Origin of the sequence: Microbacterium sp. A94 (assembly GCF_051842855.1) — a bacterium.
In the GTDB taxonomy this organism is placed as follows: Bacteria; Actinomycetota; Actinomycetes; order Actinomycetales; family Microbacteriaceae; genus Microbacterium.
Window position 1 is genome coordinate 77798 of record NZ_JBPXMU010000002.1, and the last position, 20011, is coordinate 97808.

A 20011-nucleotide genomic window follows, 5' to 3' on the forward strand; every position below is an offset into this window, starting at 1 on the left:
CCGACCACTGTACGGCGCTCCAGTCCCACAATCTGACGTTCGACAAGCGCAAATGGCTCGATTCGACGCTCAGATGCAGCAACTTGCGCTTGTCGAACGAACCCCCGAACAGGGGCCTAGCTCACCCCAGCGCGATCGCGCTCCACGAGACGGGAGGAAGAACGACCGTGAGGACACCGGCTGCGAGCGATGCTGTGTCGTTCGCGTGCGGAGCGACGCGATCGCGCTCCTCGAGGGTGTTCTTGGCGTAGATGTCGGAGTCGCTCAGAGTGTGAGCCTCGAGCACCGAGACGTCGCCGAGCCGGGCGACATCGACTGTGACCGTGATCGGATCCGTCGTGCTGCGGTTCACGAGGAACACCGCGGAGCGACCGGCCTCGGCATCGTGGGTTGCCACGGCATCCACCAGCGGAACCTCGCCGAAACGCGCTGTCTCGTACGTCGGCGAGTCGAGCTTGAGCTCGAGCGATTCGCCCTGCGCCAGGCGCGAGGTGATCGAGAACGGGAAGAACGTGGCCTGCCGCCAAGCGGGACCACCCGGTTCGGTCATGATCGGCGCGATCACATTCACGAGCTGAGCAAGCGAGGCGCTGGTGACACGATCGGCGTGCTTGAGCAGCGAGATCATCAGACCACCGAAGACGACGGCATCCAGCACCGAGTAGCTGTCCTCGAGGATCCGCGGCGCCACCGGCCAGTTCTCGATTCCCCTGATCTTGTCGACACCGTGGTAGCGGTCGATGTACCAGACGTTCCACTCGTCGAAGGATATGTCGATCCGCTTCGAGCTGCCGCGCACGGCACCGACGTGATCGGCTGTCGCGACGACCGATTCGATGAAGCGATCCATATCGACGCCCGAGGCGAGGAAGGAGTCGATATCGCCGTCCTTCTCTTCGTAGTACGCGTGGCAGGAGATGTAGTCGACATCGTCGTAGGTGTGGCTGAGCACCACGCGCTCCCACTCACCGAAGGTCGGCATGTGAGCTCCGGAGGAACCACACACCACGAGAGTGACGTCGGGGTCGATCTGACGCATCCCCTTCGCCGTCTGCGCGGCGAGCTTGCCGTAGTCGTCGGCCGAACGGTGCCCCAGCTGCCAGGGCCCGTCCATCTCATTGCCGAGGCACCACATTTCCACGGCGAAGGGCTCGTCACGTCCATTGGCCCGGCGGCGCTCACTGAGCTCGGTGCCCCCGGGAATGTTGGTGTATTCGAGCAGGTCGAGTGCCTCCAGCGTGCCCCGCGTACCCAGGTTGACCGCGAGCATGAGGTCGCTGCCCACCTTCTCCAGCCACGAGGAGAACTCATGCAGTCCGACCTCGTTCGTCTCAGTGGAGTGCCAGGCCAGATCCAGTCGGCGCGGACGCTGCTCCCGCGGCCCGACTGAGTCTTCCCAGCGGAACCCGGAGACGAAGTTTCCACCCGGGTAGCGGATCGTGGAGACTCCGAGTTCGCGGACGAGCGCGATCACGTCCTGCCGGAAGCCCTCGGCATCCGCCGTCTCGTGACCCGGTTCGTAGATGCCGTCGTAGACGTGCCGACCGAGGTGCTCGACGAAGCCGCCGAACAACCTGCGGTGAATGCGTCCCGTGACGAAGTGCGGGTCGATGGTCAGATGCGCTGCCGGCATGCTCTGCTCCTCTGGCTCCTGAAGTACAACGTTGAAATACAACGTTGGAATACAACGTTGTAAATTCTCTCTCCGGAGTATAGCCTTCTCAACCGAGGGGCGGACAACTGCAGTCCCAGAGGCATAGTTCGAGGAAGAAACTGCCATGACCGAGACAAATCGCATGAAGAAGCTGCTCTACAGCCAGCGGCTCGCGCCGTACCTCTTCATCCTGCCGTTCCTGTTGACGCTGCTCATTTTCTGGCTGGTTCCGGTCGGACGATCGGTGATCATGAGCTTCCAGGAAGTTCTGTACGGGCAGGCGACATTCATCGGCACCGCGAACTACGACCGGCTCTGGCGCGACCAGGTCTTCTGGAAGGCCATGTTTAACAGCATCCGCTACATGGTGCTGACACTCGTGATCCTCGTTCCGATCCCGATGATGCTCGCAGCCGTCATCAACTCCCGGGTGGGTAACGGCCGGATCAAGAACTTCTTCAAGTCGTCACTGTTCGTGCCGGCTCTGACATCGGTGGTCGTGGCCGGCATCGTGTTCCGGCTGATGTTCGCTGAGACCGACTCGGGACTGATGAACCAGATCGTCGAGTTCCTCGGGTTCGGCCCGGTGCGCTGGCTCCGGGAGGACCTCACCGGCTTAGCTGCGCTGCTACTTCTTGCCCTGTGGCGCTGGGCGGGCGTCAACACGATGTACTTCCTCGCTGGAATGCAGGCCATCCCCACCGACTACTACGAAGCAGCATCGATCGACGGTGCCAGCAAGATCCAGCAGTTCTTCCACGTGACGCTTCCGGGCCTCAAGCCCACGATCGTCTACGTCACCACCATCAGCGTGTACGGAGGGCTGGCGATGTTCCTGGAGAGTTTCATGCTCTACGCCGGCAACAACTCCCCGAACAATCAGGGCCTCACAATCGTCGGCTACCTCTACCGAAAGGGCATCCAGGAGAACGACCTCGGCTTCGCTTCCGCTGTCGGTGTCGTACTCCTGGTGCTGGTCCTGGCGATCAACCTCACTCAGCTCACCGCCACGGGAACGTTCAAGAAGGAATCGACGCGATGACTCAGCAGACAGCGACGAGATCCGATCGCACCTCCAGCGCCAACGCCTCGCGGCCACGCATGACCCGCAGGACGGCCACGCTCATCCAGAGCGCCTTCCTGATCGTGATCGCACTGATCTCGCTGGTGCCCGTGCTCGGGATTTTCGTCGGCACCTTCCAGGACGGCAACGATGTCATCCGCAACGGCATCTCGTTCTCGATCGACTTCTCCGAACTGAGCCTCGATAACTACACGATGCTCTTCACAGACTCCGGGATGTACTTCCAGTGGTTCTGGAACAGCCTGGTGCTGACCGTCATCCAGGTGGCCGGCACGCTGCTGGTGAGTTCGTTCGTCGCCTATGGATTCGCGATGTACGAGTTCCGCGGCAAGAGCCTGGGTTTCATCCTCGTGATCATCCTGATGACCATCCCCTTCGAGATGCTCATGCTGCCGCTCTACGTGCAGGTCAATGACATCGGCGCAGCGGACCAGTATTGGATCGTCGTGCTGCCGTTCCTCGCGCAGGCGGTGACGATCTTCTTCTTCCGCCAGTACTTCCTGGGTGTGCCCAAGGAGATCCTCGAGGCCGGTCGCGTGGACGGCGTCTCGGAGTTCGGCATCTTCTTCCGTCTCATCGTCCCCATCGCCAAGCCCGCTTTCGCCGCCATGGCGATCCTGAACGGCATGACCATCTGGAACAACTTCCTCTGGCCGCTTCTCGTGCTGCGCTCGCCCGAGAAGTTCCTGCTTCCCATTGGCCTCAACACCCTGCTGACCCCGCACGGAAACAACTACGAGCTGCTGATCATCGGCTCGTTCTTCTCCCTCATCCCGATCCTGATCCTCTTCCTCGCCTTCCAGCGCTTCTTCGTCGCAGGCATGACTGCCGGCTCGGTGAAGGGCTGATCTCAGCAGCATCCTTCCTCCCCCTTTATCCGCAGTACCCCAACACACACAGTCAGGAGCAATATCATGCGAATCCGAAGGATTCTGACCGCAACGATCGCGGCGGGGCTGGCAGTCGGAGCTCTATCCAGCTGCACGAGCGACGACCAATCGGGCGGCGGCGAAGGCGCCGACGGCACCACCACACTAGACATGTGGGTGTTCGCCGAACTCCACGGCCAGGTCTACGAGGAGATGGCCGAGAAGTGGAACGAGGAGAACCCCGATAAGGCGATCGATCTCAACCTCACGGTCTACCCGTACCAGGACATGCACGACAAGCTCCTGCTCGCGGTGAACTCGAACCAGGGACTGCCCGATCTCGCCGACATCGAAGTCGGCAAGTTCGCGAACTTCGTCAAGGGCAGCAACCCGCCGCTCGCCGATCTGACCGAGGCCGCCGCCCCCTACGCCGATGACGTGGTGCAGGCCCGGCTCGATCTGTACAGCCGAGACGGCAAGATCTATGGCTACCCGACGCACGTCGGCGCCTTCGTCGCGTTCTACAACACCGAGCTGCTCGAGAGCGCCGGCATCGACTACACGACGATCAAGACCTGGGATGACTTCGCGACAGCGGGAACCGAGTACAACCAGGCGACGGACAAGGCCTTCAGCGTTGCAAGCACGGGCGTCTACTTCACCGAGCCACTGGCGATCGCTCAGAACGGCGGACAGCTCTTCGACGATGACGGGCTCGGCGCACCTGCGCTGACCAGTCCCGAGGTCGTCGAGACGATGCAGATGTTCCAGGACATGAAGGAATCGGGCGCGATCTCGACGATCCCCGGCGGCAGCCCGGACAGCGAGGAGGCCTTCGGCGCTATCAACAACGGCGACTACGCGGCCATCGTCTACCCGGCGTGGTACACCTCGCGCTATGTCGACTACATGCCCGAGCTGGCCGGCAAGATCGCGATCGCTCCCGCACCGCAGATCGAGGGCGCCGAAGTCCTCACGATCGGTGGCGGCGGCACCGGCACCTCGGTGATGGCGGCCAGCGAGAACAAGGAACTCGCCAGCGAGTTCCTCGCCTTCACGAAGCTGTCCCTCGACGCCAACGTGGCCGTGTGGGAGGTTCTCGGCTTCGATCCGGTCAACATGTCGGTCTGGGAGGACGAAGCGGTCACGCACAACCCCGACAACAAGTTCAACCAGTACTTCCAGACGAACCTGTTCGACGTGCTGAACTCGGTGAAGGACGGCATCGGCCACTTCCAGTCGTTCTCCAACGAGAACCTGCCCACCGTGGACAATCAGTTCCGGACGGTCACTCTCAACGAGATCTATGAGAGCGGCACCCCAGCTGAAGAAGCCCTCGAGCAGGCGCAGGCAACCGTGCTGAACGAGCTGGGCCAGTAACCCCAAAGGGCCTGAGTCCGGTATTGCACCGGGCTCAGGCCCTCAACGTTCTCCGCTTCAGTAGTCGACTCCGCTTCAGTAGTCGACTCCGCTTCAGTAGTCGACCGGGGCCGGTCCGAGCCGCTCCAATAGCTCCGCCATGGCGGCATAAGCCCGGTCCCGATAGGCGACCAGCTCGGCAGAGCGCTCGGGCGGAGTTGCGAGGAACCCGCGCCCACTCTTCACACCGAGATCGCCCTGGGCGACCCTCGTGCGCAGCACCTCCGGCTCGGCGAACCGATCCGGGTATGCACTACCGAGCGAGCCGTAGCAGAACTCGTAGACGTCGAGCCCGGCGATGTCTGCGATCGCGAATGGGCCGAAGAACGGCAGCCGGTAACCGAACGTCGTCCGGGCGATGGTATCGATCGCCTCGGGCGATGCGACCTGCTCCTCCACAAGGCGCGCCGCTTCGGTGAACAGCGCGTACTGCAGCCGGTTGAGCACGAAACCGGTGACGTCGGGGACCTCGACACCCTGTTTGCCACACTCCTCGAGCAACGTGATGGCCTGATCCACTCGCGAACGATCGGTCCCCGCATGCGGGATGACCTCCACCCCCGGAATGAAGGTGGCGGGATTGCTGAAATGGATGCCGAGAAAACGCTCTGGCAGCACGACGGCTTCCGCGAGGGCGGCGATCGAGATCGTCGAGGTGTTGCTCCCGATCAGGGCGTCGGGCGACGCGGCCGTACTGATGCGACGCAGAGTCTCATGCTTGATCTCGAGAACCTCCGGCACAGCCTCCTCGATCAGGTCGGCATTGGCGACGGCATCCTCGATGGATGCTGCCGGCCGCACGCGCTGCGCGATGATCTCTGCCGCTCCGACAGGGAACAGTCCGTCGTGTTCGAACTTCTCCGCCTCGCGCACGATCCGCTCGTGGCTGCGGGCTGCCTGCTCCGCGGACACATCCGCGAGCACCACATCCCGACCGGAGAGCGCGATCACTTGGGCGATACCACCACCCATATATCCCGAGCCGACGACGGCAACACGTTCACTCATTCTGCTTCCTCTTTCTCGATATCACTGATGAGTGCCACTTTCGCCGCTGAGCCGGATTCCGGATCAAACCGGAGATCCAGCCACTCGTCGATGAGCTTCTTGGCCAGTTCCGCGCCGATGACACGTGCCCCCAACGTCAGAACCTGAGCGTTGTTGCTGAGTACGGAGCGCTCCACCGAATACGCATCGTGAGCGGTGACGGCCCGGATTCCGGCGACCTTGTTGGCAGTGATCGCCATGCCCAGCCCCGTGCCGCAGACCAGCAGCGCCCGATCTGCCTCGGCGTCAACGACGCGGCGAGCGGCTTCTGCGGCGATGCGCGGATAGGGGGTGGTGCCCGAAGCATCCACGCCGATGTCGATGATCGACTCGACACGCTCGTCAGCCTCGAGCATCTCCCGCAGCATCTGCTTGAGCACGTAGCCGGCGTCATCCGCGCCGATGATGATGCGCCATCTGTTCATGTCCGGTTCCTTTCAACCATCACGGAATGCGTCGTGCGCACGATTACTGCGAACGAGACCGCCCCCGGATCGGGGTGCCCGATGCTGCGCTCGGCGAGGGGACGCGCGCGGCCGCGCTTCGGGGAAAGGGCCGCGGTAGCGTCGGCCGCACGTTCGGCCTCAAACGCTCCGGCCGCCAGCGCGTCGATGAGATCGGCGCCCGACTCGATCGCGCTTTTCAGCGCCTGTTCGAAGGGCAGCAGGGCATCGAGCATCGTCTTGTCGCCCGGTTCCGCGCCGCCGAGTTGGACCAGGCGTTCGCGTGCCCGCATCACGGCTTCTGCGACAGCTGCGCCATCGATGGTCGGGGAGCGCTCGAGCACAGCACCGAACTCGGCGAGCGCCGCTCCCCAGAGAGCACCGGAAGTACCGCCGGCCCGATCGGCCCAGGCGTCGCCGGCGGCCTCCAGCAGTTCGCCGATGCCCGCCTCCGGCACGACCCGCTCGACTGCGGTGCACGTCGCTTCCAGCCCTCTCAGCATCCCGACTCCGTGATCGCCGTCGCCGGCGATGGCATCGAGTGCGCCCAGTGCATCGGCCTCGACGGCGATCGCGTCCCTCGCAGCGCCGAGCAGATCCCGCGCGACCGTCGCCGCACGCACCGACTCCGCGCTCGCCGAGCGCCTCGGGGCGGACGGTTCGGCATCTCTCCCCGCGAGTGCCGGGCTCTCCGTGGGCGCCCGGCGCCCGCTTTCCCCCGGAGCGGGGAGCACGGAAGGCTGCCGCACCGGATTGCCGCGAACGAGCGCGGCCGTTCGTGCTGGACTGCACCAGAGCTCTTCGAGCTCATCGTCCAGCCACATCAGCGTGACCGAGACACCGCCCATGTCCAGACTCGTCACCAGGTCGCCGCACAGCGGCGCCACCACCGTGAGACCGTGACGGACGAGTTCCTCATATACGTGCCGGAAGAGGACGAACAATTCCTCCTGCGTCACCGCCCCGAGGCCGTTCACCAGGAGCGCCACGCGATCCGAGGCGCCGTGCGGTCGCTCTTCGAGAAGGGGGTGCAGCAACGTCAGAGCGAGGCGATCGGCTGTCTCGAGGGGGACGTCACGGATGCCCGGTTCACCATGGATGCCGAGACCGATGGACATCATCCCCTCCGGTACCCGGAACAGCGGCTCGGTGGCTCCGGGCAGGGTGCACCCGGAGAACGCGACGCCCAGCGTCCGCGTTCTCGCGTTCGCCGCCAGTGCGAGGCGCTCGACCTCGTCGATCGCATCACCTCGGGATGCGGATGCCCCCGCGATGCGGAAGACGCAGAGATCTCCGGCGATGCCCCGCCGCTGATCGACGTGCTCCGCCGGTGCGCTTGCGATGTCGTCCGTCACCAGCACGGTGCGCACGTCCACGCCCCGGGTGCGGAGCCGGCGTTCGGCCTCACCGAAGTGGATCACGTCACCGGCGTAGTTCCCATAAGAGAAGAGGATGCCTCCGCCTGCCTCCACCTCGTCCGCCACGCGGATGGCCTGCGCTGTGGACGGCGAGGAGAAGATGTTGCCGCACACCGCTGCAGCGGCGAACCCCTCACCCACCGCCCCGGCGAAGCCGGGATAGTGACCGGAGCCGCCGCCAACAACGACCGCGACCTGTCCGGCAGGAAGAGCCTGGGCACGCGCGACGCCGCCGTCCACGCGCCGGAGGATATCGGAATGCGCTAACACGAGCCCGTCGAGGGACTCAGCGACGAAGACATCCGGGTCTGTGATGATCTTCGTCATCGGCGCACCTGGTCCGTCTGCTGTTCCACGCGGCTGCTCCCCAGCGCATACTCACGTCTGGGCAGAGCCCTGCTGCGCAGATATTCGCGATTCGTCGCACTGACGCTCAATCCGTCACCGCCGTAGTGCTCGACGCAGATGATGCCCTGAAATCCGGCGGCGACCGCTTCGCGCATCGCCCAGCGGTAGTCGATCAGCCCCGATTCCAGCGAGGCCGGAAATGTCGTCACGACGCCCGAGGCGGGGTCCTCATCGCGCAGGTAGTTCTTGACGTGCCAGAAGTTCGTATAGGGCAGCGTCGCGGTGAGCATCTCCCGCCAGTCCTCGATGGGTTCGTGCAGGCGGATCAGATTGCCGATGTCGGGATTGAGCCCGACCGCACGGTTGTCGATCTCCTCCACGAGACGCACCGCCGAAGCAGCCGTACTGAGATAGGTGTGCTCGTACATCTCCAGCGAGACAAGCAGCCCCAGTTCCTCGGCATGCGCGCCGAGCTCCCGGAATCGTCGCACGGCGAGCGCCCGGGCCTCTACGTCGTCGATCCGATCCTCATGACCGCGCGCCGTCCAGAACCACAGCGCCCGGCGCTGCTCGTCGGTCAAGGCTTGATGCAGGCCGAAGGAAACCACCCCGATGCCGAGCTGCGCCGCGGCCTCCAGCGTGCGGTGGCTGTAGGCGAGGTTATCGTCGCCGTGCGCCGCATCGATCACGGAACGACGGATGGCCGACAGCGAGATCGCACGCAGGTCGTGCTCGTCGAGAACTTCCTGAAGCAGGGCGAGATGCGCGGGCCCAAGATCGCCACAGCGCACCCAGGAGTCAGTCAGATCGACACTGTCGAATCCGGCATCCGCCACTTCGCCGAGTGCGCGCGACCACTCGGCACGAAGCGCGTCGTCATTTCCTCCCGGAGGCATGCTCGTGGGAAACGGCAGCATTGCCGCCGCAATCGGCCAGGTGTCGGCAGTGAGTGCCATCGTCCATCAACTCCATCGAATCCGGTATCGTGCACGATACACGAAAAAGGTTCACCAATGGGGCTCACGAGTCTCAGCCCGAGCGAAGCGAACGAGAGTCAGTCAGGTGGCTCTCGCGCGGTCAGTCCACAGCGATTTCGGCGAGCGAGCGCTCGCGAACACCGGTGAGATGCGCGCGCATGGCCGCCTCGGCTGCGGCGGAGTCACCCGCGGCGATCGCGTCCCTGATCGCACGATGCTCAGCCACTGTCGCATCGGCGTCGGTGACGCCCCTGCCGGAGAAGAGGCGGAAACGCTGGACGTGTCCCCCCAGGGCGTCGTAGGCATGCAGCAGGAAACGATTGTCGGTTCCCGCAACGATGGCCCGGTGGAACTCACGGTCCGCTTCGTAGTACGCACGGAAGGATTCGAACTGCTCGCCCGCTTGATCTGCGGCTAGCGTGCTCAGCGTCGCGTCCAGCTGCTCGAGCAGCGGTGCGCGCCCTTCCCGTTCAGCAGTTGCGGCGGCGGCGGCCGGTTCCAGAAACAGGCGCGCATCCATGAGCTCGGCGAGCTCATGCGCCTCAAGGGCCGGCGCAACACGGTATCCGCGCAATGCAAGTCGTTGAATGAGGCCGGTCGATTCCAGACGGGCCAGCGCCTCGCGAACCGGGCTGCTGGAGACACCGAAATCACGAGCCAGCGCGTCAATGCTCAACGGCGATTCTGGCTCCATATGCCCGTCGATGATGAGACGCAGCAGTTGATCGTGGACGTCATCCACCACCAGCCGAGGACTGATCCGCGCTGGCCGATCAGGTCGAGAAAGCTCGGTCGGCATTGCGCCATCATACGCGGCGCGCGCCAGGGGCCGGGTGACATGGCGGGGCGCGGGAGCAGGTGCCAGCTAAAGTATGGGGAACGCGACGCACCGAGCGCGGGGCAGGACGATGGGTGGCTTAATGGGCTCGACGATGCATGACGTCGCGCGCCTGGCGAGCGTTTCGATCAAGACCGTATCGAACGTCATCAACGATCATCCGCATGTCCGTCCCGATACGCGCGATCGAGTACTCGCGGCCATCGCCGAGCTGGACTATCGCCCGAACCTCTCAGCCCGAGGGCTTCGCTCGGGACGAACCGGCGTCATCGGCCTCGCGGTGCCCGCACTTCGGGAGAACTATTTCGCCGAGCTCGCGGACGCAATCATTCGGGCCGCGGATGCCCGGGGCCTCGGCGTTGTTGTCGAACAGACCAGCGGCGATCGCGAGCGCGAGCTGCAAGTCGTCGCCGGCGGGCGTCTGCGCCTGACGGACGGCCTGCTGTTCAGCCCGTTCACCCTGGGCCAGAATGACGTGAAATCGCTGAGCACCGATTTTCCGCTGGTTCTGTTGGGAGAGCGGATCTTCAACGGCCCGACAGACCATGTCGCCATGCACAACACGTCGTCGGCGCGCGCCGCGGTGGAGCATCTCCTCGACATCGGACGCCGCAGAATCGCCGTTATCGGTGCTGAAGCGGAGCGCGGCGACGAGGTCAGCTCGGCGAGTCTGCGCTTGGACGGTTACGTCCTTGCGCTCGAGGGCGCCGGCATTGAGGTCGATCAGTCTCTGATCCGCAGCAGCCCCCACTGGAACCACTCCGCCGGAGCTTCCATGATCCGTGAACTGATCGAAGAGGGCACGTCGTTCGACGCGGTCTTCGCCCTCAACGACACGTTGGGGCTGGGCGCGCTCCGAGCGCTCGGCGAGGCGCGACTCCGTATCCCCGAGGATGTCGCGGTCATCGGCTTCGACAATATCGATGAGGCCAGGTTCTCCCTCCCGTCCATGTCAAGCGTGGATGTGGGCAGTGAGCAGATCGCGGCTACCGCGGTGGATCTGCTCATCGAGCGCATCGCCGAGAAGGGATCTCGACGCCCTCCTCGCACCGTCAAGCCCGACTTCCGCATCGTCCGTCGCGAATCCACCGGCTTCCCGGGAACTGGATAGGAGCTCAGCTTTCTGTCTGGGCAGGGGTCTCCGCGAGCACCGGTGACGACTGGGCGGCGGCGACCGCCGCATCGATGCGGGCCTGAACGCGCACCGCCGAATGCTCCCGCCAACGCCGAATCCCGAACACTCCGAGGACGAGCAGCACGAGCAGGCACAGCTGCGCCCACGGCACCGTCCAGGCGCTGAAAGATTCGGCCGAGGAATCCAACTGATTCTCGATCGTGTCGCCACCGACGACCTTCGGTGCGGCTGAGGCGGTCCCCTCGGCGAGGAATAGCGGCCAGACCGGGAACTGTGCAGATACCTCCACCGATTGCTGGGGCAAGATCTCACGCTTGTCCACAGCGGGACTCTCGGCGGGAAGCACACCGAAAGGACCGGTAATCGACACGATGGAGTCTGCGCCGAGTCGCACGTTCCCGGAGTTCACAAGGGAATAGTCCACGATCATCGTGCCGGGGGCGAACGGATTCCACGATGGCACGTAGGTGGAAGTGACGTTTTGAGGGTGAATGCCCGCGACGATGTCTCCGGATACTCGGAGATGCACGCGCACACCGATTCGGGATGCCAGGTGCACTTCCGTCGCAGCGGCAGGGATGAGCTCGGCGACGATGCCTGCTGGGTGATCGCCCGGCGTGGCGTCTGCTGGCACCGCGATCTGCACCGGGATGACGACCGTAGAATCCGCGGGCACCGTGGCCACGAACCCGCCTTCTGCGCGGGGCTGCGCGCCGTCCGGAGCGGCGAGAGCAACCCACGAGCCACTGCCGACCGATTCCTCATCAGGGGAGATCAGATCGAAGCTGCCGTCTGCACCGACCGTGCCGTCGCTGGCGTAGACGGCGAAGTCTGCGGGCTGTCCGCTGTAGTTCGTGAGTGCCAGATATTCGTCCACCGAGCCACCAGGATCGACGGCGTGCCGCAGCGAGACGCGCCCATCGGCGCCCTCGCCGGATGCCGGCTGCAGAGCCCAGGTAACGCTCTCGGATGGCTCGGATGCGGGATCGGCCGCTGCGGGGACGATAAGCGGGTGAGCGCTCGAGACCGCTGGCTGTCCGAGCACAAGGAACGCGGCGAGCGCGACCGTACTGATGCGGTTGAGATGACGGGAGATCATGATGCTCCATGCCCTGGTGCGGCCGGCCGGACGGAAGTCGACCGGCCGGCCACACTCAATCAGGGTTCCGCGGTCAGTCGACCGGGAACAGCGAGACGGACAGGACGCTGGAGTAGGTTCCCGGCTGGGTGTCCACGGGGACCTCCAGCAGGAGTCCTGCTCCGAGCTTGGCTGCGCCGAAGCGTCCCTCAGTGTTCGCACTGGCGAGCTCTGCGGGAGTCGACAGACCCAGACCACCGTCCAGCGCTGTCGCGATCGAGTCGCCGGCGGCGAGCCCATCACGCGGGGTCAGCACTTCTGGAATCCACCCCAGGTGATCAGCCTGGATGGTCTGACCTCCCGAGGTGAATGATCGCGCCTGAGCTGCGACGGTCCAGCCGCCCAGCCCCGCCTGCTGTGCCGTGCGGGAGTCGGTCACTGCGACCTCTGGCAGCGCTCCGCTGAATCGCAGCCGGTCGCCGACGTTCTCCGGCGCCGACAGTGCGATGCCCGCGCCGAAATCGGCAACGGTGATCGCGAGCACGCCGTTCTCCCCTTCTGTAATGGCGGCCTCGATCGGGATACCGGACGTGCTGTCCGCCTTGAAGAGCTTCGGCAGGAAGTCGATGATCGACTTCTGCCAGACGTCCCAGCTGTGCGGTCCCGGAATCGGTGGGTTGAACTCGTGGTTGATTCCGCGATCCTCCAGCGCAGCGACGAGCGTCATGGTGTTCTCGTAGGTGAAGTCCTGGATGTCGCCGGTGTAGACGGCCAAAAGCTTCGTTCCTGCGTTGATCGCCTCGACGTCGGCGCTGGCCGGCGGCGGGCTGAACGCCGACATGGCTCCGATGTAGCCGAACTCGCCAGGATGCGCGTAGAGCGTACTCAGAGCGTGTCCCGATCCCATCGAAAGCCCGGCCAGAGCGCGCTGTGCCGGATCCGAGCTGACGTTGTACGCCGATTCGGTTGCCGGGATGATGTTCTGCAGAATCTCCTTCGGATAATCCACACCGTTGCCGTTGGCCATCACGACCACCATCGGGGTGATGTTGCCCTTGGCGTAGTGGTTGTCGAGGATCTGTGCGGCGCGACCGACCTGCACCCAGTCGCTCCAGGTCTGACCGCCACCGTGCTGCAAGAAGAAGACCGGATAGGCCTCTTCACGATCAGCGTCATACCCCGGGGGCGTCCAGACGTAGGCCGAGCGCGCGTCTCCGCCTGCACTGCTCTCGTAGTTCATCGTGTCGACAGCACCGCGATTGTCCGGTGCCACATCTCCGGTGAACTCGCCTCTGATCCCGTCGCCCGCAACGAAGAACGTGCTCCAGGTCGGCTCCGAGTTGACGAAGGTCGGGTTACCCGTGTCCTTGTGATCGACTCCATCGACGACGAACTTGTAATAGTACGAGCCGCCCTCGACCGGCCCCAGGGTCAGACGCCACCGGTCTCCGGCCTTCTCCATCGGAATGCGCAGCCAGTTTCCTGCCGGCGCCCAGTTCGCCCAGATCGTGACGTTCTTGGCCGAGCTGAACTCAGTACCCGTCTCGAACGTGACGATGCCGTTCTCGTCCACCCACGGCGTCGGGGTTGTTCCTGGTGCAGGTAGCGAGTGTCCGCCATCCAGCGCCAGATGCCCTTCGCTCATTCCGTGATCACCGACATCGCGGAACAGTCGCGAGGCGAAGTCGTGGAGCGAATGCTGCCAGGTCTCCCAGACGTCACCGAAATCAGGGTTCGAACCGTCGAACTCGTACTCCACGCCCGCGGCGTCGAGCTTGCCGACCAGGCTCACGTTCTGGTTGTACGAGCGGTCAGTGGTGTTGCCGACGTACAGACGCACCAGGTCTGTGCCCTCGTTGATCTGCTGAGCCTTAGCCGCAGAGATACTGCTCGCGAGGCTCCCAGAGAACGAACCAACATGCGAGAATTCGCCAGGATCGGTCACCATGAGGTTCAGCGCCTGCGATGCGCCTCGGCCGATGCCAGCGATTGCCTGCTCCGAAGGATCTATGGAAATGTGGAACTCGTCCTGAGCCGCGGGCACGAGGCTGTCGAGCACCTCGGCACGGACATCGGTGGAGTCCCCGTCGCCCATCACAACAACCATGGGTTCGAGATCACCCTCGACTGCGAGATTGTCGAGGATCTGCGCCGCTCGACCAAGTTCGGTCCATTCTGAGTGCGCCTGCCCGCGGTCTTGCAACAGGTACAGCACGGGGTATGGCTCGGCGCGGTTCGGGTCGTAGCTCGGCGGGGTCCACACCTGCGCGGACTTCTCAGTATCGGCCACGGCGCTGTCGTACGTGAAGGTTTCCAGCTGGCCGCCTGCAGGCACGTCAGCCAGCCACGCCGCTGAGTCACCCGCTACGAAGAAGGTGTTCATCGCGGGCTGAGCGGTTACCACCTGTTCGATATCGGGGTTTCGGAAGGTAACCTCCTCATCGCTGCCCGCGATCGTTGCCGTGTACTGGTAGTAATACTGCCCCGGCTCGAGCGGCCCGATCGTCGCGTTCCACTCGTCGCCGTTGAGTCCCAGATTCAGGTGAGACCACGTGTTGCCGGGCCCGAAGTTTCCCTCGACACGGACGGAAGCTGCGGACGTTCCCACTTCGGCTTGTACAACAGCGTCCGGCACATAGAACCGGTGCAGCCCCTCGGCTGGGTGGCCTATCCACGGATCCTCTGGCGTTGCGGCGAAGGCTGACGGGGTCGCCAGTAGCGATCCCGCTCCCACCGCAGCAGCGGTAAGAATCGCTGCCCATCGCCGGCCTGAGCCTGCGGGATGGGGAGCGGTTGTTCGAGTTCTCATCACCTTTGATTCCTCTCGTTTTGACGCGCATGAAGGCGCGCTTCGGATGCCGCGACGGCAGCGAGGCGGCACGCGGCGAATCCCACGAGGCATCACCAGACGATCGGCGTTTACAACGTAGTAATCCGTCCGATGGCCAGCATGGCGCTAATTATCAATCGAAGTCAAGAGAAATTACGACGTTGTAAACGAAAGTCCACATTGATCGCTGACCTTGAGTCGTAGACGGATAGCTCAGCCGCGCGCGCAGCAGATCAGGCGCACTCTTCGGTCTGCTCGGTGATGATCCATTCGGATGCCGGACGCTCCATCACGACTGTCCCGCAGTCCCCGCTGGCGAGGTAGGTGACGAACAGAACGGCGTCGCTCGCCGTCTCGGATTGCACGTCGATGGTCACCTCAGCACTCTGATCGAACGCGCGATACAGCTCTGCAGCGACAGTGATCATCTCCTCGCACGTGGAGACCTCAGGGAAACCGTCGCGCTGCATTTCCGCGAGCATCCGGGCGACGAGCGCGGGCGACAGCGGCGCGCAGGCAGCATCGAGGTCGGGAACGCGCGAAGCATCGAGCCACGCGAGGAAGCTCGTTGTCGCATCCGTGTCGGGGGAAGATGTCGTCGGGTGCGACGGCGCGGCGGTTGGTGTCGGCGATTCCGAAACCGCCTCCGCCGGCGGCGTCGAATCCTCAATGGCTGGCACCGGTGCGCATCCGCTGATCAGCGCTGCTCCCAGGACGAGCATTCCGATCAGCGGCACCAGGGTCTTCGTCCTCGTCATCCGCCTATTTTGGCAGAGTCCGCGTGCTGCGATGACTCCACGCCTGCCTTCTTCTCACGCCGCAGTCGGTGCAGGAGCGGCTCGGTATAACCATTGGGCTGGCGGGCGCCCTCGATGATCAGTCGTCGGGCCGCATCGAAGGCGAGCCCCGGCCCGTACGCTCCGACCAACGGCTCGTACAGCAGGTCATCCGCGTTCTGCTGGTCAACGACAGGTGCCATCCGGTGCAGGCTCTGGTCGATGTCGTCGACGTCGATCACGCCGTGCACCAGCCAGTTCGCCAGCAGTTGGCTGGAGATGCGCAGTGTGGCGCGATCCTCCATCAGTGCGACGCCATGGATGTCGGGAACCTTCGAGCACCCGATGCCCTGATCGATCCAGCGCACGACGTAGCCGAGGATCGACTGCACGTTATTGTCGAGCTCAACCTCGATCGTCTCCGGCGAAAGCGAACCGTCCACCAGCGGAATGTGGAGGATCTCGTCGATGGACTGTGCCGGACGTTCCGCTAGCTCGGCGGCCACCGCGTCTGTGTCAACCTCGTGATAGTGCAGCGCATGCAGGGTTGCCGCGGTCGGCGATGGTACCCACGCCGTCGTCGCTCCGGCCCGCAGCTGCGACGCCTTCTGTTCGAGCATGTCGCGCATGAGGTCGGGCATCGCCCACATCCCCTTGCCGATCTGACCGCGTCCGCGCAGGCCAGAGGCCGTGCCGACGTCGACGTTGGAGCGCTCGTACGCCGCCAACCATGCTTCATCGCGCATGGCGGCCTTCGGGACCATGACGCCCGCATGCATGGAGGTGTGCAGCTCATCGCCGGTGCGATCGAGGAAGCCGGTGTTGATGAAGGCGACGCGCTCGCGCGCAGCCTCAATGCAGGCGGCGAGGTTGACGGTCGTTCGGCGTTCCTCGTCCATGATGCCGAGTTTCACGCTCGCGTGCGGCAGATCCAGCAGCTTCTCGACCCGTTCGAAGAGCGAGACGGCGAACGCCACCTCTTCCGGTCCATGCATCTTCGGCTTGACGACGTAGACCGATCCGGTGCGAGAGTTTCCGCCCACGGCATCCCCCCGCAGGTCGGCGACCGAGCCGAGGACCGTCATGACCGCGTCGAGGATGCCCTCGGGTATCTCAGCGTCCGACGCATCAAGAACCGCATCGGTGGTCATCAGGTGACCGACGTTGCGCACAAGCAGCAAGGAACGCCCCGGCAGCGACACACTGCCACCATCGGGAGTGGTGAACGTGCGATCGGGATTCATCGTCCGCAGGAACGTCGATCCGTCCTTGGCCACTTCGGCCGTGAGGTCACCGCGCATCAGCGCATGCCAGTTGCGGTATCCCAGCACCTTGTCTTCGGCATCCACCGCCGCGACCGAGTCTTCGAGGTCCATGATCGTCGTCGTGGCCGATTCGATCACGATGTCAGCGATCGCGGCCGGGTCAGAGCTGCCGATCGTGCTCTCGCGGTCGCGCACGATCTCGACGTGCAATCCGTGATGGACGAGAACGACCGATGCTGGATCTGCCGGGTCGCCGGTGAAGCCGACGAATCCGTCCGGGTCGGCAAGAGCGACGGGGCCCGCGGACGCGAGCTGCACCCGCAGCGCTCCGTCTTCGACCCGGTAACCCGTGGCATCGCGGTGCGATCCGCGCTCGAGCGGTGCCACCTGATCGAGCAGTTCACGCCCGCGCTGAATCGCCGCAGCGCCACGGGCGGGGTTGTAGCCGCTTCCTGGTGCGAGATCACCATCGGCAGAGATCACATCTGTGCCGTAGAGTGCGTCGTAGAGCGAACCCCACCGCGCGTTGGCGGCGTTGATCGCGAATCGTGCGTTGAGCAGCGGCACCACGAGTTGGGGGCCGGCGATCTGCGCGATCTCCGCATCGACGCCCTCGGTGACGACCGTGACGGATGCCGGAGCCGGCAGCAGATACCCGATCTCTTCCAGGTGGCGGCGATAGTCGGCAGCATCCGGTTGTCCGGGGTTCGCCAAGTGATATGCATCGATGCTCTGCTGCATCCGGTCACGAACGTCGAGAAGCTCGCGATTGACGGGAGCAAGATCGCGGATGATGTCGGCCACGCCCGCCCAGAACGCGCCCGCCTCGATTCCGGATGCCGGAAGCGCCTCCCTCTCGACGAATTCCGCCAGCGGCAGCATCACCTGAAGTCCAGACCGGCCCACCCGCTGCGCGTTCATCGGGCGACCTCCACGTCGGCACCGAGTTCGGCGAGCAGAGCAAGCGCGATCTCAGCGTCCTGGTCCGGACGCCCACCAGCGATGCCGATTCCACCGATGTGCACACCGGCGAACGAGAGGGGAACGCCACCGGCAACGCTGGTGAGCAGTCCGCCGGTGCCGTGCTCGAGCGCGACGGCGAACTCGGGCGCGATCGCAACGGTGGGCTTGCGGGTCGACGCGGCGGTTGCCGCCTTTCGGCGACTCGTCTCAACACTGTGCGGTGTGGCACCATCGGTGCGGCCGAAGGCGACCATAGCCATGGTGGGGTCGGCGACGGTGATCACCGCACGCACGCCCGCGGCGGTCGCAATCTGCATTCCGAGCTCGATCGCGCGGGCTGCGGTGGCATAGGTGACGGCTTGGATGGTTGTGTGCGTGGTCATGAGGCTGCCTCTCCCAAGGGGCCGAATACGGCGCCGGGGTTGAAGATGTTCTGCGGGTCAAGGGCGTTCTTGATGCGGATGTTGAGTTCGAGCACGTCCGGGCCGAGGTACGCCGGCAGCCACGGCTGCTTGAGTCGGCCGACCCCGTGCTCGCCGGTGATGGTGCCGCCGAGTGAGATCGCAAGGTCGATGACCTCTCCGTAGGCCGCTTCGGCGCGGGCCTGCTGGTCGAGATCGTTCGGGTCGAACACGATGAGCGGATGCGTGTTGCCATCGCCCGCGTGCGCGATGACGGCGATCAGAACCTCACGCGCGGCAGAGATCTGCTCGAGCCCGGCGACCAGATCACCGAGGCGCGGGAGCGGAACGCCGACGTCTTCGAGCAGCAGCTTGCCCTTCTTCTCTATCGCTGGAATCGCCATTCGACGGGCGACGACGAATGCCTCGCTCTCGTCGGGATCCGCTGTCATGTAGCACTCGCTCGCGCCGAACTGTTGGCAGATCGCCTCCACCCGTGCGACCTCTTCACTCGCCGCGGCCGGTGACTCGTCGGATTGGATGATGAGCATCGCCGCGGCTTCCCGGTCGAGCCCCATGCGCGTCTCGTCTTCGACGGCATTGATCGAAATGCGATCCATGAGCTCCAGCATCGATGGGCGCATAGTTCGCGTGATCTCCAGCACCGCGTCGGTCGCGCCCGTCAGCGTCGGGAAGGTGGCCACGACCGTGGATGGGGGCCGCTGGGCGGGGACCAGACGGAGGATGATCTCGGTGATGATGCCGAGCGTCCCTTCGCTTCCGACGAACAGCTTGGCGAGGGAGAGCCCAGCGACGTCCTTCAGCCGGGGTCCGCCGAGGGTCACGGCGCGGCCATCGGCGAGGACGACCGTCATGCCGAGCACATAGTCGGTCGTCACGCCGTATTTGACGCAGCAGAGACCACCGGCGTTGGTTGCGACGTTGCCGCCGATCGAGCAGAACTCGAACGAGGACGGGTCCGGCGGGTACCAGAGGCCGTGGGCTGCGGCGGCCTGCTTCACCTCGGCGTTGAAGGCCCCGGGCTGGACTGTGGCCATCCGGGTTGCGGCATCGACCTCGATCCGTCGCATCCGATCGAGAGAGACGATCAGCGCGCCTTCGACGGCGGAGCTGCCGCCCGAGAGCCCTGAACCGGCGCCGCGCGGCACAATGGCGATGCGATTGCGGGCCGCGATCTGCACGACCTCCTGCACCTGCTCGGTCGTGGTCGGGCGCACGACGGCGAGCGGGACGCCGGCGTTCGGATCAAGGGCCCGATCCCACCGGTAGGCGTCGATGGATGCCGGGTCCGTGATGAGCGCGTCGGCAGGAAGCGCCTGCGCTAGTTCTGGGATCACCGGGTGAGCTGCGGCTGTCATATTGTCTCCATCTGCTCCCTGGGCCTTCGCGCCCGTTCGAACCGAGGCTAGCGTTAGATACGTCATAGATGCAAGATAGATACAACA

Annotated in this window: 16 protein-coding genes; 4 read left to right on the forward strand and 12 right to left on the reverse strand. The window is 64.7% G+C overall.

Annotated features, from left to right (window positions below):
• Positions 1–121: 121 nt before the first annotated feature.
• Complete coding sequence (arfA, locus tag ACSU1L_RS06305) at positions 122–1633, reverse strand: arabinosylfuranosidase ArfA (protein WP_439255102.1); 1512 nt, start codon at positions 1631–1633, stop codon at positions 122–124.
• 145 nt (positions 1634–1778) lie between these two features.
• Here arfA and ACSU1L_RS06310 point away from each other — a divergent pair, with 145 nt between their 5' ends.
• From ACSU1L_RS06310 to ACSU1L_RS06320, 3 genes are all read left to right on the forward strand, one after another.
• Positions 1779–2696, forward strand: coding sequence for a carbohydrate ABC transporter permease (locus ACSU1L_RS06310; protein ID WP_438253981.1), 918 nt, complete (start codon positions 1779–1781; stop codon positions 2694–2696).
• Complete coding sequence (locus ACSU1L_RS06315; protein ID WP_438253980.1) at positions 2693–3586, forward strand: carbohydrate ABC transporter permease; 894 nt, start codon at positions 2693–2695, stop codon at positions 3584–3586. Before ACSU1L_RS06310 ends, ACSU1L_RS06315 begins: the two co-directional genes overlap by 4 nt.
• Positions 3587–3652: 66 nt before the next feature.
• On the forward strand, positions 3653–4987 hold the full coding sequence (locus tag ACSU1L_RS06320; protein ID WP_439255103.1) for an ABC transporter substrate-binding protein: 1335 nt from the start codon (positions 3653–3655) through the stop codon (positions 4985–4987).
• Between the two features lie 93 nt (positions 4988–5080).
• Here ACSU1L_RS06320 and ACSU1L_RS06325 read toward each other — a convergent pair whose 3' ends face one another.
• The 5 genes from ACSU1L_RS06325 to ACSU1L_RS06345 all read right to left on the reverse strand — a co-directional run bounded on the left by ACSU1L_RS06325 (position 5081) and on the right by ACSU1L_RS06345 (position 10058).
• Positions 5081–6034, reverse strand: a complete 954-nt coding sequence (locus ACSU1L_RS06325; protein ID WP_438253978.1) for a 3-hydroxyacyl-CoA dehydrogenase family protein — start codon at positions 6032–6034, stop codon at positions 5081–5083.
• On the reverse strand, positions 6031–6498 hold the full coding sequence (locus tag ACSU1L_RS06330; protein WP_438253977.1) for a ribose-5-phosphate isomerase: 468 nt from the start codon (positions 6496–6498) through the stop codon (positions 6031–6033). Before ACSU1L_RS06330 ends, ACSU1L_RS06325 begins: the two co-directional genes overlap by 4 nt.
• Entirely contained in the window at positions 6495–8261 is a 1767-nt protein-coding gene (locus ACSU1L_RS06335; RefSeq protein ID WP_439255104.1) for a dihydroxyacetone kinase family protein, read from the reverse strand. The genes ACSU1L_RS06330 and ACSU1L_RS06335 overlap by 4 nt, the downstream gene beginning before the upstream one ends.
• Positions 8258–9238, reverse strand: coding sequence for a sugar phosphate isomerase/epimerase family protein (locus tag ACSU1L_RS06340; protein ID WP_439255105.1), 981 nt, complete (start codon positions 9236–9238; stop codon positions 8258–8260). Before ACSU1L_RS06340 ends, ACSU1L_RS06335 begins: the two co-directional genes overlap by 4 nt.
• 121 nt (positions 9239–9359) lie before the next feature.
• Entirely contained in the window at positions 9360–10058 is a 699-nt protein-coding gene (locus ACSU1L_RS06345; protein WP_438253974.1) for a GntR family transcriptional regulator, read from the reverse strand.
• A gap of 121 nt (positions 10059–10179) precedes the next feature.
• Between ACSU1L_RS06345 and ACSU1L_RS06350 the strand changes: the two genes are divergently transcribed.
• Positions 10180–11208: a LacI family DNA-binding transcriptional regulator gene (locus ACSU1L_RS06350; protein WP_439255106.1), complete on the forward strand. Its 1029-nt coding sequence runs from the start codon at positions 10180–10182 to the stop codon at positions 11206–11208.
• A 4-nt stretch (positions 11209–11212) separates the two neighbouring features.
• Here ACSU1L_RS06350 and ACSU1L_RS06355 read toward each other — a convergent pair whose 3' ends face one another.
• From ACSU1L_RS06355 to ACSU1L_RS06380, 6 genes are all read right to left on the reverse strand, one after another.
• A complete protein-coding gene (locus ACSU1L_RS06355; protein WP_439255107.1) occupies positions 11213–12331 on the reverse strand; it encodes a COG1470 family protein in 1119 nt (372 codons plus the stop codon).
• Between the two features lie 73 nt (positions 12332–12404).
• Positions 12405–15119: an alpha/beta hydrolase-fold protein gene (locus ACSU1L_RS06360; protein WP_439255108.1), complete on the reverse strand. Its 2715-nt coding sequence runs from the start codon at positions 15117–15119 to the stop codon at positions 12405–12407.
• A 254-nt stretch (positions 15120–15373) separates the two neighbouring features.
• Positions 15374–15898 carry a hypothetical protein gene (locus ACSU1L_RS06365; RefSeq protein ID WP_439255109.1) on the reverse strand — a complete coding sequence of 175 codons (525 nt, stop codon included), beginning with the start codon at positions 15896–15898 and terminating at the stop codon, positions 15374–15376.
• Positions 15895–18102, reverse strand: coding sequence for a malate synthase G (locus tag ACSU1L_RS06370; RefSeq protein ID WP_439255110.1), 2208 nt, complete (start codon positions 18100–18102; stop codon positions 15895–15897). The genes ACSU1L_RS06365 and ACSU1L_RS06370 overlap by 4 nt, the downstream gene beginning before the upstream one ends.
• Positions 18099–18527: a GlcG/HbpS family heme-binding protein gene (locus ACSU1L_RS06375; RefSeq protein WP_439255111.1), complete on the reverse strand. Its 429-nt coding sequence runs from the start codon at positions 18525–18527 to the stop codon at positions 18099–18101. Before ACSU1L_RS06375 ends, ACSU1L_RS06370 begins: the two co-directional genes overlap by 4 nt.
• Positions 18524–19924 (reverse strand): FAD-binding oxidoreductase, encoded by a 1401-nt coding sequence (locus tag ACSU1L_RS06380; RefSeq protein WP_439255112.1) that lies wholly within the window; start codon positions 19922–19924, stop codon positions 18524–18526. Before ACSU1L_RS06380 ends, ACSU1L_RS06375 begins: the two co-directional genes overlap by 4 nt.
• Between the last annotated feature and the right edge of the window lie 87 nt (positions 19925–20011).

What these genes read in the sequence shown, in the direction of transcription:
- arfA (WP_439255102.1), bottom strand. Translation starts at nt 1,633, where the DNA reads ATGCCGGCAGCGCATCTGACCATCGACCCGCACTTCGTCACGGGACGC.
- ACSU1L_RS06310 (WP_438253981.1), top strand. Translation starts at nt 1,779, where the DNA reads ATGACCGAGACAAATCGCATGAAGAAGCTGCTCTACAGCCAGCGGCTC.
- ACSU1L_RS06315 (WP_438253980.1), top strand. Translation starts at nt 2,693, where the DNA reads ATGACTCAGCAGACAGCGACGAGATCCGATCGCACCTCCAGCGCCAAC.
- ACSU1L_RS06320 (WP_439255103.1), top strand. Translation starts at nt 3,653, where the DNA reads ATGCGAATCCGAAGGATTCTGACCGCAACGATCGCGGCGGGGCTGGCA.
- ACSU1L_RS06325 (WP_438253978.1), bottom strand. Translation starts at nt 6,034, where the DNA reads ATGAGTGAACGTGTTGCCGTCGTCGGCTCGGGATATATGGGTGGTGGT.
- ACSU1L_RS06330 (WP_438253977.1), bottom strand. Translation starts at nt 6,498, where the DNA reads ATGAACAGATGGCGCATCATCATCGGCGCGGATGACGCCGGCTACGTG.
- ACSU1L_RS06335 (WP_439255104.1), bottom strand. Translation starts at nt 8,261, where the DNA reads ATGACGAAGATCATCACAGACCCGGATGTCTTCGTCGCTGAGTCCCTC.
- ACSU1L_RS06340 (WP_439255105.1), bottom strand. Translation starts at nt 9,238, where the DNA reads ATGGCACTCACTGCCGACACCTGGCCGATTGCGGCGGCAATGCTGCCG.
- ACSU1L_RS06345 (WP_438253974.1), bottom strand. Translation starts at nt 10,058, where the DNA reads ATGCCGACCGAGCTTTCTCGACCTGATCGGCCAGCGCGGATCAGTCCT.
- ACSU1L_RS06350 (WP_439255106.1), top strand. Translation starts at nt 10,180, where the DNA reads ATGGGCTCGACGATGCATGACGTCGCGCGCCTGGCGAGCGTTTCGATC.
- ACSU1L_RS06355 (WP_439255107.1), bottom strand. Translation starts at nt 12,331, where the DNA reads ATGATCTCCCGTCATCTCAACCGCATCAGTACGGTCGCGCTCGCCGCG.
- ACSU1L_RS06360 (WP_439255108.1), bottom strand. Translation starts at nt 15,119, where the DNA reads ATGAGAACTCGAACAACCGCTCCCCATCCCGCAGGCTCAGGCCGGCGA.
- ACSU1L_RS06365 (WP_439255109.1), bottom strand. Translation starts at nt 15,898, where the DNA reads ATGACGAGGACGAAGACCCTGGTGCCGCTGATCGGAATGCTCGTCCTG.
- ACSU1L_RS06370 (WP_439255110.1), bottom strand. Translation starts at nt 18,102, where the DNA reads ATGAACGCGCAGCGGGTGGGCCGGTCTGGACTTCAGGTGATGCTGCCG.
- ACSU1L_RS06375 (WP_439255111.1), bottom strand. Translation starts at nt 18,527, where the DNA reads ATGACCACGCACACAACCATCCAAGCCGTCACCTATGCCACCGCAGCC.
- ACSU1L_RS06380 (WP_439255112.1), bottom strand. Translation starts at nt 19,924, where the DNA reads ATGACAGCCGCAGCTCACCCGGTGATCCCAGAACTAGCGCAGGCGCTT.